We start from the raw sequence: 17,824 nt of genomic DNA, 5'->3' as shown, positions 1-17,824 counted from the left end.
CTTTTTAACGTTAATTTACAATATTTAAATATCTTTGGTAATATAATCAGTTTTATGAAAAAAGTAATTTTTCTTCTTCTTTTATCTATGTATTCTACTGTTTTTTCTCAAATAGATTATAGCGATTCTTGGGAAGATTTTTATTCTTATAATAATGTAAAAGACTTTGTAAAAGTTGATGATATCATCTATGCTTTAGCAGATAATGCCGTTTTTACTTTTAACGAAACAACTTTAGAAATTGAGAAATTTTCATCAATTCGGGGTTTGTCTGGCGAAACAACTTCTGCAATTTATTACAGTGCTACTTACGATAGATTGATAATTGGTTATGAAAACGGACTTGTAGAAGTAATTGATAGCGATGATAGCATTACCATTTCTTCGGATATTGTAAATTTTAATCAATCTGGTAATAAGAGCATTAACCATATTTCTGAATCTGGTAACATTTTATATTTAGCTACACCTTTTGCTATTGTTGAATATAATATCGAAAAATTAGAATTTGGTGATACTTTTTTTATTGGTAATAGCTCAACATCGTTAGTGATTCATCAAACTCTTGTAGAAAATAACACCATTTACGCAGCAACAGAAGATGGTGTTTTTACTGCGGATGTTAGTAACAATTTATTGATTGATTTTAATAACTGGAATCAAAATTTTGCTGGTCGTGAATTTAGCAATATTTCTTTTTTTAATAATCAAGTCTATGTTTCAGAGGGCAATAAATTATATCAATTCAATAATGGAACTTTAACACAAGTTAGAGACTTTTTTCAGACGATTATTGCATTAAATTCATCAAGCTCACATTTAACGGTTACACTAAACAAAAGTGCAGTTGTTTTAGATACATCTAACAGCCAAACAGCTAATTTTACAACGACTACAGATTTTGATTTTACTTTATCTAATTCATTATTTGTAGATGAAACTATTTATTTAGCCACAGAAGAATTCGGAATTTTAAAAACCACTTCTTCTCAGGCTACTACTTTCGAAGAAATTCATCCAGAAGGGCCTTTGTCTAATAATGTATTTTCGATACAAGTAAATAACAATGATCTCTGGGTGGTTTATGGAGGGTATAATGGAGTATATGCACCTTCACAAATCAAACAAGGTTTTAGTCATTTTAATGGAGAAAATTGGATTAATACTCCTTATGATCCCAGTTATCCTGTAACCGATTTAAACTATGTTTCTATAGATCCTAATCACGATAATAAAGTGTATATCAGTTCTTTTGGAGCTACAAATAATGTTAGTTCAGTTGCTACAGGAGGTTTGCTAGTTGTAGAGAACGATGAAATAAAAACGTTTTACAATCATTTAAATAGTCCATTGGTAGATATAGAATCAGCTAATCCAAACTATGTAACTGTTAGAGTTAGTGCTACAGCTTTTGATAATCAAGGTAACTTATGGGTAGCTAATATCAATCAAAATGAAGAGCTTAAGAAATTAAGCTCAAATGGGCAATGGAGTAGTTACGATATTAGTGCTATACAAACCGTTTTTGCTTTTGGTCTAAGCGAAATGGCTATAAGTAGTAACAATACCATTTGGATAGGTACTAGAAGAAATGGTGTGTATGCATTTAATGAAACTGGAAATAGAAAAAGAGCTTTAATTGCCACAGAAAATTTAGGAAATTTACCAGATACAGATGTGTTAACTGTAGCTATTGATAAAAGCGGAAGAGTTTGGCTGGGTACAAGAACAGGAATGGTTGTTTTTAGAAATGCATCTTCTGTTTTTGATGCGGATGTTTTAAATGCAGAACCGGTTATTATAGAAGAAAATGGAGTAGGTGAGCGCTTGTTAGGAGATCAAAGAATTAATACCATTTTTGTAGATGGTGCAGATAATAAATGGTTTGGTACAGATAGTGGAGGTGTTTTATATACAAATCCTTCTGGGCAAACTACTTTGGCAAATTTTAGCACAGATAATTCTCCTTTACCATCAAACAGAATTTTAAAAATTAGAGTAGATGATAGTACAGGTAAAGTTTACTTTGCAACAGATAAAGGAATTGTAGCTTACAATAGTAATGTTGCGCCTTTTGGAGAAGAATTGGCAGAGGTGTATGCCTATCCAAATCCTGCTTTAAAAAACCACGAAACTGTAACTATAGATGGTAGAAATGGTACACATTTACCTCAAGGTACTAACGTAAAAATTTTAGATGTTGCAGGTAATTTAGTTTACGAAACCAATGTTGTAGAAGGGCAAGAATTACAAGGGGGTAAAGTTGTATGGAACAAAAAAAATCTAGCTGGTAATAAAGTGGCTTCTGGTATTTATATCGTTTTATTGTCTAATGATGATGCAACAGAAACAGCCACCACAAAAATTGCAATTGTAAATTAATGGCTGTTGTAACTACGAAAGCAATTGTATTAAGCGCAATAAAATATGGAGACACTAGCTTAATTGTAAAATGTTATACAGAAGAAGATGGTGTAAAAACCTATTTGATTAGAGGTGTGCTAAAGCCTAAAAAAAAGGGTGTAAAAGCTGCTTATTTTCAGCCTCTTACTCAGTTAAAAATAGTTGCCAATCACAATAACAAAAACTCGTTAAATTCTATTAAAGATGTACAAGTTATGCATCCTTATAAAACCATACATTCAGATATTGTAAAGCAATCTGTAGTGTTTTTTTTATCAGAAATTTTAACGAGTGCAATACAAGAAGAAGAACAGAATAAAACATTATACAGTTATTTAGAAACCGCTTTTATTTGGTTAGATGTGCACGATAAAATTGCCAATTTTCATTTGTTATTTTTATTGAATTTAACTGGTTTTTTAGGATTTTATCCAGAGATGTCTCAAACTAATAAAGCAGGCTTTAACCTTTTAGAAGGTGTTTTTTCTGATGATATTCAAGATAAGAATGTCATTCATCACAATAATTTTTATCAATTTAAAAAGCTGTTAGGCATAAATTTTGATGCTATTGATAAAGTGTCTTACAGTAAGGATGAAAGACAACTGGTTTTGCAAACCATAATTCGGTATTTTAAGTTACATTTGGGGACTTTTAGAGAGCCGAAATCCTTGCAAGTTTTAGAAACCGTTTTTAGTTGATGATGAAGTATTTCTTTTTTGTAGTTATTTTTTTGATGAGCAACATTGCTTATACACAAAAAGTAAAAGTTTTAGACCAAGAAACAGGTAAAATTGTTAAAAATGTAACAGTTTTTAACGAATTTAATACAGTAAGCTTAACAACAAACAATTTAGGATTTACAGATATTTCGTCTATTAAAGATAATGAGATTATCTTTTTTTCACATTTGTCTTATGCTGTTTTTAGAATAAAAAAAGCAACATTAAGAAAGCGAAATTTTATTGTGTATCTCAACAAACAGTCTGAAGAATTGGATGAAATAGTTATTTCATCATTTAAAAAAGCAGAAAAAGCAAAACGTATTGCAGAACAAATAGCTGTACTTTCTCAAAAAGACATTCAAAAAGTTTCACCTCAAACTTCGGCTGATTTGTTAGCAACAATTCCTGGTATTAAAGTACAAAAATCGCAGTTTGGTGGTGGTAGTCCTGTAATTCGTGGTATGGAATCTAATCGGGTTTTGCTGGTAGTTGATGGTGTTAGAATGAACAATGCAATTTATAGGAAAGGGCATTTGCAAAACTCAATTACTTTATCGCCAAATTTGTTAGATAAAACTGAAGTTGTTTTTGGGCCATCGTCTGTAATGTATGGATCTGATGCTTTAGGTGGAGTTATTCATTATTATACAAAAACACCTAAATTATCCGAAGAAACAAAAGTTAATAGTCAATTATTTTCTAGGTATTCTTCTGTAAATCAAGAAATAACTACCAATGTTTCTGCAGAAGTTAGTTTTAGTAATTGGGCTTCTTTTACAAGTGTCTCTTATTCTGATTTTGGCGATTTAAAAGCAGGAACAAATAGAAATCACGGTTTTTCAGATTGGGGAAAAGTATTCTATTTTTCAGAAAATATAAATGGAAATTATGCAGCAAATCCCACATTAAATTCTAATCCTAATTTATTAAGAAATACAGGGTTTAATCAAACAGATGTACTGCAAAAGTTTTTTGTACCCTTATCAAAAAATACAGATTTAAAAATTAATTTACAATATTCTACATCTTCAGATATTCCAAGATTTGATCGATTAACAGAGCTTACAGACATTACAGATGCCTCTTCATTAAAATTTGCAGAATGGTATTATGGGCCTCAAAATCGGTTACTAATCTCGTCACAATTACTCATCAACCCTAATAAAAATTGGTTAGAAAGTGGTACAATTACAGCTGCATACCAAAATATTGAAGAAAGTAGAATTCAAAGAAAATTTAGTAGTTTAGATAGAAGTTATAGAGAAGAAACTGTTGATGTTTTTAGTATAAATGGTGATTTTTCTGTGCCTGTAACCGAAGATAAAACCAGAGTATTATCGTATGGTTTTGAGTTTGCTTACAATAATGTTGCGTCTAATTCTTATGGAAAAACCTTAACGATTGTAGATGATAAAATAGCTGGTTTTGCTAACGATTTTAAAGTACAATCTCGATATCCTGATGGGGGTAGCAATTTTTTAACATCAGCTGTATATTTAGGCTATAGGCAAGATTTAAATAGCAAATCTACCCTGAATACAGGCATACGATTTACAAATACAAATAAAAACGCAACTTGGGTAGATGATACTTTTTTAAACTTTGAAGACAAAAAGTTAAGCCGAAACAATTCTGCTGTAACAGCTACTTTGGGTTATGTGTATAAACCCAATAGAAATTGGCAATTGAATGGGGTTTTATCTTCTGGCTTTCGATCACCAAATATAGATGATGTTGGTAGGGTTCGTGAAAAAGCAGGAAATGTTACCATACCCAATATTAATGTAGATCCTGAATTTGCTTACAATGCAGAGATTGGTATTTTAAAATACTTGAACAAACGAAAATTTAGAATCGGGGCTAACTTATATTATACCTTGTTAGATAATTATATACAAAGAGATTTTGTCTACAATGCAGATGGTAGCATTATGCAAGTTGAATTTGATGGTGAATTGGGTAATGCTGTAAACAATCAAAATAAAGGAAATGCCTATATTTTTGGATACACTTTAAATTATTTAGGTAAAATTTCTAAAACCATAAACACTTCTGGATTTATTACCTACACTAAAGGTAGAACCTATGATACAGAAGAACCAATGTCTTCAATTCCGCCATTATTTGGTCAGTTTCAACTCAATTATCAAAAAGATAAAATTGCGTTAGGCGCAGATTTTAGATTTAATAGTAAAAAAGATATCGAAGATTTTAATTTTACTGAAGGCATTGATAATCATGATTTAACACCCATTGTAAATGCTAATGCTACAGATGATGTTGATAAATTTTACGGTTCACCAAGTTGGATGACTTTTGGTGTAAATGGTAGTTACGAGGTAAATACTAATTTTTCTGTACAAGCAAGATTAGACAATCTCTTTGATGAACATTATATAGAGTTTGCTTCTGGTGTTTCTTCTCCTGGTAGAAATTTATCGGTTTCTTTTACGGCTAATTTTTAGTTGTATATTTATCCTATAATGAAAAGCTTACTAAAAAATAGGATACAATGGATAGATACTGTGAAAGGTTTTGGTATTATTCTGGTTGTATATGGTCATAATTTTCCTTTATTAGAAAATTATATATATACTTTTCACATGCCCTTGTTTTTTTTAATTGCAGGCTTGTTTCATCCTAATAAAATTACAAATACAATCATTAAAAAAAGAGCTCAGCAAATTCTAATTCCATATTTTTTGTGGAGCACCCTATTATTTGTGTTTTGGTTTTCCTTAGGTAGGCATTTTGGAGAGTCTAAAGCGATGAACTTAAGTGTATGTAAAAATATTTTAGGCATCTTATATGCTCAAGGAGATATCGAATACATGAATTGGGGTATACCTATGTGGTTTTTACCCGCTATTTTTTTATCATTTTTAATTTTTGGATCCGTTTTAAAGTTTAAACAAAAAGTACATCAAATAATATTTACTGTAATTTTAATAATCATTGGGTTTTTAATTCCAAGATTTACTGATTTTCATTTCGTATGGAGTTTAGATGTTGTATTGGTTTCGCTTGTTTTCTATGCTATTGGATACTATTTTAAGGCTTTTATTTTAAGTGATAAAATGCAATATCAAAAACCACTATTGCTATTTTTTTTTATTGTTCACTTATTCATTTCCATATTTTTTGAAAACAAAGTAGATATGTATCGATCTAACTATGGCAATGAATTTTTGTTTATTTTAAACGGAATAACTGCTGTATGTTTTTGGATATTATTTTTTAAAACCACAAAAAAGATATCAATTTTATCTTTTTTTGGGAAGCATACCATACCTGTTTTAGCAATGCAAATAAGGGCTTTAACATTAATTAAGGCTTTGTTATTATTTATTTTTAATTATAAAAATTTTAATTTTACAGAGTTAGAAATCGTTATAATTACCATAGCACAATTATGCATAATGTATCCAGCAATACTAATCATTAATAAAAAATTCCCAATCTTAAATGGTAAAAAAAAGGCTTTGGAAAGAGGAATTTAAGTTTCATTTAAAATTGCAAGTACTTATTGTAATTTTTGTTACACTTTCGTCTTACGTATACATTCCATTTGGTGGTGTTAAAGCACTTCTAGTATATTTTATACACTTTCTATTATTACAATTTTCGGTGTTTGGCTTTGTTTACATCCTTAGTGTATTCAAAAAATTTTTTCTTGTTTTATTTCCATTGATATTTTTAGTATTCACTTCATTATCCTTTTGGGTTTATACACAAGATGTTACCATTGCTTTGGGGTTAATTCATGCAATTTTAGAAACAAAAACAGATATAGCCATAGATACCATCAGTATTCAATTTTTAGCGTTTGTGCTCATATCTCTCATACCGCTTTTTTTCCTGATGAAAAGGTTTAAAAATTTGAAAACTAATGGCGTAAAGTCACCTTTATTTTTCCTTGCAATTTTTGGTATTATTACTTTTTTTGTAGTTGAACATTATAAATTTGGCACTTTTAAAAGAAAGCTACCTTATAACGCTTATTTTGGATTAGTAGATTACATAAAAACATCTAATTTAGAGTTGAATGAAGTTGTTGAAGATGTGGTATCAACAGAAAAAAATATAGAAATTATTTTTGTTTTAGGAGAATCTGTAAGGGCAGATCACTTAGGTTTAAATGGTTATTATAGAAATACAACACCTTTATTATCGATTCAAAAAAACATCGTTAGCTTCAAAAATATCTATACACCATTAACGTATACAGCTATTAGTGTTCCTCAAATATTAACAAATAAATCTATTACAGATGTAAATCATAAAAAATGGACTAGCGTTTACAGTGTTCTTCACAAAGCTGACTTTAAGACAACTTGGTTAGGAAATCAAACTTTAGAAAAGAGTTATCAAAAAATTGTTCATACTAATGATACTGTTAAAATTATCGATAAATTTCACTCTGTTTTAAGTTTCAAAAAAGAAAAAGATATGGAACTTTTAGATTTTTTTGAAGATGAAAAAATAGAAGAGAATAAGATAACAACTTTACACATGATAGGTAGCCACTGGTATTACAATAGTAGAATTTCAAAACAATTTGAACAGTATACACCCATTGTTAAAAGCAAATATGTAGGTTCATCTACTGCAGAAGAGTTGATAAACTCTTATGATAATACAATTTTATACTTAGATTCTTTTTTAAATACGTTGATTCATAAACTTAAAAAATCTTCAAAAAAAACCATCTTGATTTATCTCTCAGATCATGGAGAAACTTTAGGAGAAGATGGTAAATGGTTTCATGCACAAGAACACGAGTCTTCTAAAAATCCAGCGATGTTAGTTTGGTTTTCTGATAATTTTAAAAACAGTTATCCTTTAAAAATAGAAAATTTAAAAGCTAAAAAAAACGATGCTATTACAACAGATTTTTTGTTTCATAGCATTATAGATCTTGCAGAAATTAAAAATTTTAAATTTGATAAAACAAAAAGTATTTTTAATTAAAATCAGGCTTATTTCTTCTTTTTACCCTCGTCAGTAAAATTATCGTTTATAGAACGTTCTGTTTTTATGATGCTTACTAAAACGGATAAGGCTACTAAAACCATAGGTTCCCAGCTTAATGCTACTTTTGTAATGCTTGCTAATAATAAAGCAGCCAAAAAAGAAAAACCACTATATTTTAAGAAAGCTTCATTAAAAGTATTGTTTGCAAAATCCCAAATTTGTTGATTTTGCATAGCCTTAGGTGTGCGATATCCATAGATGTTATTAACTTTTTTAGGAGGAAATTTCCAAAAAATAACACTAATTAAAAATAATACACCATTAGTGGTTAAAACATATATAAAAGGACTCATTTTCTTTCTTTTTTCTTTTAATTATTTCTTAGGTCTTAATAAACCTTCTTGTGTTAATGAAGCTATCAATTTACCATCTCTTGTAAAAATATTTGCTTTACACAAGCCTCTTGCACCAAAGGCATTGGGTGATTCTGCAGACAATAGCATCCAATCATTAAAATCAAAATCTCTAAAAAACCACATAGAATGATCTAAACTCGCAGTCATGGTGTTCCCAAAATTATAATCTTTTGCATTCGGATTAAAAGCAGCATTTAACACATTATAATCAGAAATATAGGTCAAAATTTGATGTTTCATTTGGATGTTCATTGCTGGAATATCTCCCTTTAATTTAAACCAAACTTCTTCTTTTGGAGGCCTGTTTTTTGGTTCTAAAGGATTTGGGACAACCAAAGGTTTAAATGCAATTGGCCTTTCTATTTCTAAAAATGCTTTTATACTTTTTGGTAAAAAATCGCCAAACTGAACAGCCATATCATCCCAACTTAATAGTTCTTCGGGTTGCTTAATATTCGTTTTCATGGCAACTTGATGTTCAAAACCTTCTTCTTTTTTATGAAAAGAAGCAGCCAGAATAAATATGGTTTTACCATTCTGACTTGCAGTAACTCTTCTTGTAGAAAAACTACCACCATTTCTAACCTCAGAAACATCGTATTCTATAGGGATTGTTAAATCTCCAGATTCTAAAAAATACGAATGTAAAGAATGTAAAAAACGATTTTCTGGAATTGTTCTATAAGCAGCATGTACAGCTTGCGCCAGCACTTGACCACCAAATACAATTGCACTTCCAATGGTTACACTTTCTCCTAAAAACTTGTTTTTTGTGACTTCTTTTAAAGATAAAAGAGAGATGAGTTCTTTACTATTCTTCATTAAAATTTATGATTTAAATGGAAATTTTTGACGAAAAGATGTAGGTTGTACATATTGCAAAAATAACTTTAAAATTTTATTTGTGATACTTTTTTTATGACGAAGATACATGGTTAAATCTTGTGGAACTGCGCCTACAGAACTTTTTATTTCGCTTGCTGTTCTTCCAAAATTAACGGTTTTTAATTTTTTTTCAATGGCAATTTCTACATAATCATATAGCATTCTTTGATAAATGGCATATTTTTTATTCAGTTTGTAATCAATTCCTACAAAATGAGCGTCTAAAGATTTTTGGTTGATGACACCAGACATAAATCCTACAATTTTATCATTTATGCTGTAGGTTTTTAAAATGTAATTGCTGCCTAGTTTTTCTTTAAAATCTTTGTACGTTTCTATATTAAAATTGGCCAGATTAAAATTTGCACTAGCACTCACCTTTTTATACAAAGCTGTCATTTTTGGTAATTTTTCATCAATATTATCTAAGGTAACATCTTCTATTAACAGACTTTTACTCAATACCAAAGCTCTTTTTGCTTTTACTCTGAATTTTGTTTTCATAGCCATTAAATAATCATCAAAAGTTGCCCAGTTTTTAGGTAATTTTAATTTCATATTTGGCTCAACAGAAAAAGGATGATAATTGTACGCTTTTAATTCGTCTGTAATCAATAAAGATTCGTTTACAAAATCTTTCATTAAAAAGGCATCGATTTTTGTTTTAAGGTCTTTTTTTAAGTTTAAAAAGTGATTTATACTTTCTGCCAGTTCTTTAAGAATTGCATTTTTATCTTCGTCTTTTTTGATAAAAACGCCATGTTCTCCGCTCACAAAAATGTTTCCACAGATTAACAATTTTAAAGGTTTGTTATCTGGAATTATATGCAGTTTTTTACCAATAGTTCTTAAAAATTCTAAATCATTTTTAATGGAATTTACATGAAAATCAACAATTTTTAAATTGGCAATTGCAGTTGGTTTTTTATTCTTATCAATTAGAACAATATAAGAAAAGCCAATTTCTGGATGATTTTTTTCTAATGATTTTAAATAATTAGGATGAAAATAAAAATTATTATTACAAGCTAAATCTTCCCAAATTTCAGCAGGAATTGCATCAACAGAATCAAAAATTAACGATGTATTTGTGTTAGTATTGCAAATCAAACAACTATAAAGGTTTTAGGATTAAATGCATATAAATTAGCGTATTTCTTATTTAAAAAAAGATAAAGATGCTAAAAAAATATGGTTTACTAAAAGTTACCTTATAATTGTCGTTTTTTTCTTTTTATACTTTCTAAAACATTAAAAATGTTTTTAAATGGTATATTTTTTTTAACAAAATATTAAATAGTTGCACATGCAACTAAGAAGTTGATTTATTTACTTTTGCTGCGTGAAAACAAAAGATTTAAATATTGATTTTGAGAATTCTATTGGGCCTTGGCTTGGTAGAACAGGTAAATTGGTAGATTATTTTTTTCAAGAATCTTTTAATGCTAAAGGTTTAGATTTAACCAAAGAACAAATGATAGTTTTAAAAAAATTAACATTTAAAGATGGTTTAAATCAAAATGAACTGGCTTTTTTAACCTTAAGAGACAAGTCTTCTTTAACCCGTTTATTATCTAAAATGGAAAAGAAGAATTATATTTTTAGAGAGCAAAGTAAAGAAGATAAACGTATTAAAAATGTGTATTTAACCAAGTATGGTAAAGAGATTTATGAAAAAACAAAACCTGTTATTCAGAACTTAATAGCTACAATGGAACAAAACATTTCACAAGAAGAAAAGCAACTAATTATTAAAATTTTTAAACAAATACAAACTAATTTTAACTCTAAAATAGAGCACATTTAACGAACCATATATGAGAAAAATAATACTTGCTGTACTAGGAGTTGCTGCCATTGTAGGAGCAATTTTTTTAGGGAATTATCTAATAGAAATAAATCAGAAACCCAAACCAAAATTTAAAAAACAAATTAAAACAGTTTTTGTAGAAAGGGTGCAGAACAAAGAAATACCAATCATTTTATCGGCTACTGGTAATTTAACTGCTAAAAATAAAATTGAAATATATTCAGAGGTTTCTGGGGTTTTACAACCTTCTAAAAAATTATTTAAAGCAGGTTTTCAATATTCTAGAGGCGAAACTTTATTGCGCATAAGCAGCGATGAGTTTTACGCAAGTTTACAATCTCAGAAAAGTAATTTATACAATTTAATTACGGCAATTTTACCGGATTTAAGATTAGATTATCCTTCAGAATTCACAAAATGGGAAACCTATTTACAAGGTTTTGATATGAACAAATCAACGCCAAAAATGCCTGAATTTTCTACAGATAAAGAAAGATATTTTATTTCTGGTAGAGGCATTTTAACAGCCTACTACAATGTAAAGAATTTAGAAGTTCGTTTGTCCAAATATCATATCAAAGCGCCTTTTTCGGGTATTTTAACAGAAGCCTTAGTGAGTCCTGGTTCTTTGGTAAGAGTGGGGCAAAAATTAGGAGAATTTATAGATCCAAGCATTTACGAAATGGAAGTGTCTATCAATTCTGAATATGCAGACTTATTAAAAGTGGGTAATGATGTTGCGCTTTCTAATTTAGAAAAAACAAAAAATTATTCAGGTAAAGTGGTTCGTGTAAATGGTAAAGTAGATCAGGTATCGCAAACCGTAAAAGCATTCATCGATGTTAAACACAAAGATTTAAAAGAAGGAATGTATTTAGAAGCCAATTTGGTGGCTAAATCAGAAACAGATGCTATAGAAATTCCTAGAAAGTTATTGGTAGATAATACTGCAGTGTATACAGTTAAGAATGATAGTGTTTTAACGCTTTCAAAAATCAATCCTGTTTATTTTAGTGATGAAACTGTGGTTATAAAAGGACTTAAAAATAACACAAACTTAGTTACGCAAACTTTACCAGGTGCTTTTAATGGTATGATTGTAAAAACAAACAAAGAGTAATTATATGAAAAAAATAATTACATATTTTATAAAATATCCTGTAGCCGTAAATGTAGTGATTATTGCATTTATCATCTTTGGTGCAGTAGGTATTATTAGCATGAAATCTTCATTCTTTCCACTGGTAGATTCAGAACTAATTAATATTTCATTGGCGTATCCAGGAGCCTCTCCTACAGAAATGGAAGAAGGTGTTGTGCTTAAAATTGAAGACAATTTAAAAGGAATTGTAGGTGTAGAACGAGTAACTTCTGTGTCTAGAGAAAATTCGGCTACTGTAAGTATAGAAGTAGAAAAAGGCAAAAATATAGATGTTGTTTTATCTGATGTAAAAAATGCTGTAGATCGTGTTCCATCTTTTCCTTCTGGTATGGAGCCAGCTGTTATTGCTAAAGTAGAAAGTATTAGGCCTACCATTAGTTTTACAGTTAGCGGAGAAAACCTTTCTTTAAAAGCAATTAAACAATATGCTAGAGATGTAGAAAATGATATTAGAGGTATAGAAGGTATATCACAAGTTGTACTTTCTGGTTTTCCTGATGAAGAAATAGAAATTGCAGTTAGAGAAAATGATTTACGTGCCTACAATATGTCTTTTGCAGAAGTAGCTAGTGCCGTTACAAATTCTAATATTTTAATAACAGGTGGTAATATTAAAACCATAGAAGAAGACTATTTAATTAGAGCAAGCAATCGTTCTTATTATGGTTTAGAACTTCAAAATTTAATTGTTAGAACAGAAACTTCAGGTAATATTATTCGTTTAAAAGATATTGCAGAAGTTAGAGATACTTGGTCAGAAACTCCAGACAGATTGTATTATAATGGCAATTTGGCTATAGATATAACAGTAAGTAATACCAATAGCGAAGATTTAATTTCTTCTGCAGATAAAATTAAAGATTACATTCATAAATACAATCAAGAAAACCAAAATGTACAATTAAGTGTTACTAGCGATAGAAGTTTAACCTTAAAAGGAAGAACACAATTGTTAGTAGAAAATGGAGTTGTAGGTATTCTATTAGTTTTATTCTTTTTAGCACTCTTTTTAAATTTACGTTTAGCAATTTGGGTGGCATTTGGTTTGCCAGTTGCATTTTTGGGGATGTTCATTTTCGCAGCTCAATTCGATGTTACTATTAACGTTTTATCTCTTTTTGGGATGATTATCGTAATTGGTATTTTAGTTGATGATGGAATTGTAATTGGAGAAAACATCTATCATCATTATTACGATTTAGGGAAATCTAAAATAAAAGCCGCAATAGACGGAACAATGGAAGTAATTCCGCCAATTGTTTCTGCAATTTTAACCACTATTATTGCATTTTCTACCTTCTTTTTTGTGGATGGTAGAATAGGTAGCTTTTTTGGCGAAGTTGCTACAATAGTGTTGTTAACGCTAACAGTTTCTTTGGTAGAAGCCTTAATTATTTTACCTGCACACATTGCACATTCTAAAGCTTTAGACAGAAAAAGATTAGAAAATGGTAAAAAGAAAAAGAGCAATAAGCTAGATGATTTCTTTAATAAAGTTAACAGAGCTGCAGATCGTTTTTTAACAAAAATTAGAGATAGCTACTATATGCCTTTTTTAAGGTTCAGTTTACAAAACAAAATTTTTGCCTTCGGTATTCCAGTCGCACTGTTAATTTTTAGCATTTTGGCTATGAACGCAGGCATCATAAAACAATCATTTTTTCCAAGAGTTGCTAGTGATCAGGTAAAGATAACTTTAGCAATGCCAGAAGGTACTAACGAAAAAATTACAGATTCTATCATTTCAGCTATAGAAGAAAAAGTTTGGTTGGTTAATAAAGAGTATTCTGCCAAACAATCTGGAGATTTAGAGGTTGTAGAAAATGTAATTAAAAGAGTTGGTCCTGGTAGTGCAAATGCTTCTTTAAGTGTAAATCTTTTGCCAGGTGAAGCTAGAGACTTTTCATCACCAGAAATTACAAATGCTATTAGCGATAAAGTTGGTAAAGTATATGGTGTAGAAAGTTTAGTTTTTGGTTCTGGAGGTAATTTTGGAGGTAGCCCAGTTGCAGTTTCTTTATTGGGTAATAATATAGACGAACTTAAAGCGGTTAAAGAAGAATTAAAAACGGTACTAGAAAATAATGTGCTTTTAAAAGATGTTTCTGATAACGATCCTGCAGGAATTAAAGAAGTAAAAATCCAATTAAAAGACAATGCGTATTTGTTAGGTTTAAACCTGCAATCTGTAATGGCGCAAGTACGTTATGGTTTCTTCGGATTACAAGCACAGCGTTTTCAAAGAGGGCAAGACGAAATTAAAATTTGGGTTCGTTACGATAAAAAAGACAGATCTTCTATTAAAAATTTAGATGATATGCGAATCATAACTCCTACAGGAACAAGAATTCCGTTTTCAGAAATTGCAAATTATACCATTGCAAGAGGAGATATTGCCATTAACCACTTAGATGGTAAAAGAGAAATTCAAGTTACTGCAGATTTAAAAGATTTAGAAACAAGTGCTACTGAGATTTTAGATGATATAAAAGCGAATGTAATGCCAGAAATTTTATCTAAATATCACACAGTTACACCACTTTACGAAGGGCAAAATAGAGAAGCTAAAAAAACTACAGATTCTGTATATATTGTTGGCCCCATAATTTTATTATTAATCTACATTGTAATTGCATTTACATTCCGTTCTTACAGTCAGCCAATTCTATTAATAATTATGATTCCTTTTAGTATGATTGGAGTTATTTGGGGGCATTATTTTCACAATTTTTCAATAGGTATTTTATCGTTTTTAGGAATTATAGCCTTAGTAGGTATTATGGTAAATGATGGCTTAGTTTTAATAGGTAAATTCAACAGTTATTTAAAAGAGGGTATGAAATTCGATGATGCACTTGTTGCAGCTGGTCAATCTCGTTTTAGAGCAATTTTCTTAACTTCTTTAACTACAATTGCAGGTTTAGCACCTTTAATGTTAGAAAAAAGTAGACAAGCACAATTTTTAATACCAATGGCAATCTCTATTTCTTACGGAATTGCAATTGCTACAGTGTTAACTTTGGTGATGTTACCATTATTATTATCCGTTTCTAATTCTGTAAAAGTGGGTATTAAATGGTTAAAAACAGGAGATAAAATAACCAAAGAAGAAGTAGAAAGAGCAATTATAGAATCAAAATTTGATGAAAATGAAGATCATTAAAAACACAATATTAGCGGTCGTTTTTTTATCGACTTTACAAGTAGTTTCTCAAGAAATTTTAACAAAAAAAGAGGCGCTTGCTATTACTTTAGAAAATAATTTTGGTATTAAAATAGCCAAAAACAATGTAGAAGTTGCCAAAAATAATTCTAGTATTTTAAATACAGGTTTTTTACCAACAGCTTCTATAACTTCAGGTGCAAATTATAGCAGAAATAACCAGAGTTTAACATTTACAGACAGAGATACTGGTGCTGATTCTGAAATAGAAGGTAGTGGAATTGTAGCAAAAACCTACAATGCAACCTTAGGTGTAAATTATACTCTTTTTGATGGTTTGGGCAGAAAGTACAACTACAAGCAATTAAAAGAAACCTACAACTTAACAGAGTTACAAGCAAGAGCAACTATAGAAAACACTTATTTACAGTTATTTACTAGCTATTTTCAAATTGCACGTTTGTCTGAAAATGAAAAAAATTTAAAAGAAGCCTTATCTATCTCAAAAAGAAGATTGCAAAGAGCAAAATATACCTATGATTATGGGCAATCTACAAAACTAGAATACCTAAATGCTCAAGTAGATGTAAATAATGATAGTATTAGTTATATAAGCGCAAAACAGCAATTAAGCAATGCAAAAAGAGGTTTAAATGTTATTTTGGGTATTGAAAAAGAAACCAACTATAACGTTGAAACTAAGGTAGATTATACCACAATGTTAAATTATAATGATTTAGAAGTTAAAACAATCGCGAATAACTCTCTCTTAAAACAAAACGAAAAAAATATCGCCATTAGCGAATTTAATATAAAAGTAAATAAAGCCAATTATTTTCCAACATTAAGTTTTAATGCATCTTACGGATTTAATAGAACCGAAAATGAAAATCTAATTAACCCATTTGGGGCAAAATTAATTACTTCTGATGGATTAAATGCGGGTTTAAATTTATCTTGGAATGTTTTTGATGGTGGCTCTAGAAAAACAAGAGTTGCTAATGCAAAAATTGAGTTAGACAATCAAGAAATAGCCTTAGAGCAACAGAAAGTTAGTATTAAAAATAACCTAAAAAACACTTGGGAAAACTATAAAAATCAGCTTTTTATCTTAAAAGCACAAGAACAAAATGTACTGAGTAATCAAAATAATTTTGATAGAACTCAAGAGCGTTTTAAGTTAGGGCAAATTACTTCAGTAGAATTTAGGCAAGCACAAATTAACTTAATAAACGCAAAAACAGCTTTAAATAATGCAAAATTTGATGCAAAATTAATAGAATTACAATTGTTACAATTAAGTGGCGATATTTTAAATGTGGCGTTTTAAATACTGACTGACTTTTGTCATAAAATAACGTAATAGAATACAATACTTTTACAATCTAATTTTATTGAATATGAAGTTTTTAAATATACCTTTAGTATCTTGGACCAATGGTACAATTATGATTGGCATTTTTGTTTTAGTAGTTATTGGTCTAGTAGCAGCAGTTTACTTATTGATGAATAGCGATAAGAAGCCAACCAAATAAAGAGCTGCTTTATTTTTTTTGCAATCTAAATTTTCATTTGGATACCTCTTTTTTTTAGCATTATTTCAAGCATTTTTTATGTAAATTTATAGTCTAAATTTTTGATTTATAATGAATGTAGATCTTGTTAGTAATTTTGCGTACTTATTTGAAAAAGAGTTACTCGAAGAAATTAATACTCTTGGCGTAGCAAAACAATTTAAAGCCGACAGTGTTATTATAGAGTTAGAAGACTTTATAAAATCGATGCCACTATTGCTCTCTGGAGCCATAAAAATTCTAAGAGAAGACGATAAAGGAGAAGAACTTGTACTTTATTATTTAGAAAAAGGAGATACATGTGCTATGACATTATCTTGCTGTATGGGCCAAACAAAAAGTAAAATTAGAGCTGTTGCAGAAACCGATGTTTCTTTAATTTTATTGCCAAAAGAAAAAATGACAGTTTGGTTAAGCAAGTATAAATCTTGGCAATCGTTTATTTTAGAAAGTTACCATAACAGAGTAGAAGAACTTTTAGAAGCTATAGATACCATTGCTTTTTTAAAAATGGAAGACCGCCTTTTTAAGTATCTTAAAGACAAAGCTATGGTGGTGCATAATGATGAATTAACAACAACTCATAAACAGATTTCTGAAGATTTACATACCTCTAGAGTTGTGGTGTCTAGACTCTTAAAAAAATTAGAAAACGAAAAGAAAATAGAGTTGCATAGAAATAGTATAAAAGTAATACAACTGTAACATAGGT

14 protein-coding genes are annotated in these 17,824 nt (G+C 29.5%); 11 read left to right on the top strand and 3 right to left on the bottom strand.

The window, feature by feature from the left end:
* Positions 1-54: 54 nt before the first annotated feature.
* The 5 genes from porZ to ACW9UN_RS11945 are packed head-to-tail and all read left to right on the top strand — an operon-like array spanning position 55 to position 8,099.
* Complete coding sequence (porZ, locus tag ACW9UN_RS11965; protein WP_459486526.1) at positions 55-2,382, top strand: type IX secretion system anionic LPS delivery protein PorZ; 2,328 nt, start codon at positions 55-57, stop codon at positions 2,380-2,382.
* Positions 2,382-3,104 (top strand): DNA repair protein RecO, encoded by a 723-nt coding sequence (gene recO, locus ACW9UN_RS11960; protein ID WP_459486525.1) that lies wholly within the window; start codon positions 2,382-2,384, stop codon positions 3,102-3,104. Before porZ ends, recO begins: the two co-directional genes overlap by 1 nt.
* Positions 3,105-3,139: 35 nt before the next feature.
* Positions 3,140-5,593, top strand: coding sequence for a TonB-dependent receptor plug domain-containing protein (locus ACW9UN_RS11955; protein WP_459486524.1), 2,454 nt, complete (start codon positions 3,140-3,142; stop codon positions 5,591-5,593).
* Positions 5,594-5,611: 18 nt separating this feature from the next.
* Positions 5,612-6,628 (top strand): acyltransferase family protein, encoded by a 1,017-nt coding sequence (locus ACW9UN_RS11950; RefSeq protein WP_459486523.1) that lies wholly within the window; start codon positions 5,612-5,614, stop codon positions 6,626-6,628.
* Positions 6,594-8,099, top strand: a complete 1,506-nt coding sequence (locus ACW9UN_RS11945; protein ID WP_459486522.1) for a phosphoethanolamine transferase — start codon at positions 6,594-6,596, stop codon at positions 8,097-8,099. Before ACW9UN_RS11950 ends, ACW9UN_RS11945 begins: the two co-directional genes overlap by 35 nt.
* An 8-nt stretch (positions 8,100-8,107) precedes the next feature.
* Here the strand turns inward: ACW9UN_RS11945 and ACW9UN_RS11940 are convergent, their stop codons facing one another.
* From ACW9UN_RS11940 to ACW9UN_RS11930, 3 genes are read right to left on the bottom strand one after another with little or no spacing between them, the layout of a single operon-like run.
* On the bottom strand, positions 8,108-8,455 hold the full coding sequence (locus tag ACW9UN_RS11940; RefSeq protein WP_459486521.1) for an SdpI family protein: 348 nt from the start codon (positions 8,453-8,455) through the stop codon (positions 8,108-8,110).
* A 21-nt stretch (positions 8,456-8,476) separates the two neighbouring features.
* Positions 8,477-9,340: an acyl-CoA thioesterase gene (locus tag ACW9UN_RS11935; RefSeq protein ID WP_459486519.1), complete on the bottom strand. Its 864-nt coding sequence runs from the start codon at positions 9,338-9,340 to the stop codon at positions 8,477-8,479.
* Between the two features lie 6 nt (positions 9,341-9,346).
* Complete coding sequence (locus ACW9UN_RS11930) at positions 9,347-10,513, bottom strand: GNAT family N-acetyltransferase (protein ID WP_459486518.1); 1,167 nt, start codon at positions 10,511-10,513, stop codon at positions 9,347-9,349.
* Positions 10,514-10,745: 232 nt separating this feature from the next.
* On the opposite strand from ACW9UN_RS11930, the gene ACW9UN_RS11925 reads away from it, so the two are divergent.
* From ACW9UN_RS11925 to ACW9UN_RS11900, 6 genes are all read left to right on the top strand, one after another.
* Positions 10,746-11,210 carry a MarR family winged helix-turn-helix transcriptional regulator gene (locus ACW9UN_RS11925; protein WP_459486517.1) on the top strand — a complete coding sequence of 155 codons (465 nt, stop codon included), beginning with the start codon at positions 10,746-10,748 and terminating at the stop codon, positions 11,208-11,210.
* A 10-nt stretch (positions 11,211-11,220) separates the two neighbouring features.
* A complete protein-coding gene (locus ACW9UN_RS11920; RefSeq protein WP_459486516.1) occupies positions 11,221-12,333 on the top strand; it encodes an efflux RND transporter periplasmic adaptor subunit in 1,113 nt (370 codons plus the stop codon).
* Positions 12,334-12,337: 4 nt separating this feature from the next.
* Positions 12,338-15,538: an efflux RND transporter permease subunit gene (locus ACW9UN_RS11915; RefSeq protein ID WP_459486515.1), complete on the top strand. Its 3,201-nt coding sequence runs from the start codon at positions 12,338-12,340 to the stop codon at positions 15,536-15,538.
* Entirely contained in the window at positions 15,525-16,868 is a 1,344-nt protein-coding gene (locus ACW9UN_RS11910) for a TolC family protein (protein WP_459486514.1), read from the top strand. The genes ACW9UN_RS11915 and ACW9UN_RS11910 overlap by 14 nt, the downstream gene beginning before the upstream one ends.
* A gap of 70 nt (positions 16,869-16,938) precedes the next feature.
* Positions 16,939-17,073, top strand: a complete 135-nt coding sequence (locus ACW9UN_RS11905; RefSeq protein WP_459486513.1) for a hypothetical protein — start codon at positions 16,939-16,941, stop codon at positions 17,071-17,073.
* A gap of 111 nt (positions 17,074-17,184) precedes the next feature.
* Positions 17,185-17,817, top strand: coding sequence for a Crp/Fnr family transcriptional regulator (locus ACW9UN_RS11900; RefSeq protein WP_459486512.1), 633 nt, complete (start codon positions 17,185-17,187; stop codon positions 17,815-17,817).
* Positions 17,818-17,824 lie beyond the last annotated feature (7 nt).

The organism is Polaribacter litoreus (genome assembly GCF_054584775.1).
This window is presented reverse-complemented; position numbering and strand designations above follow the sequence as displayed.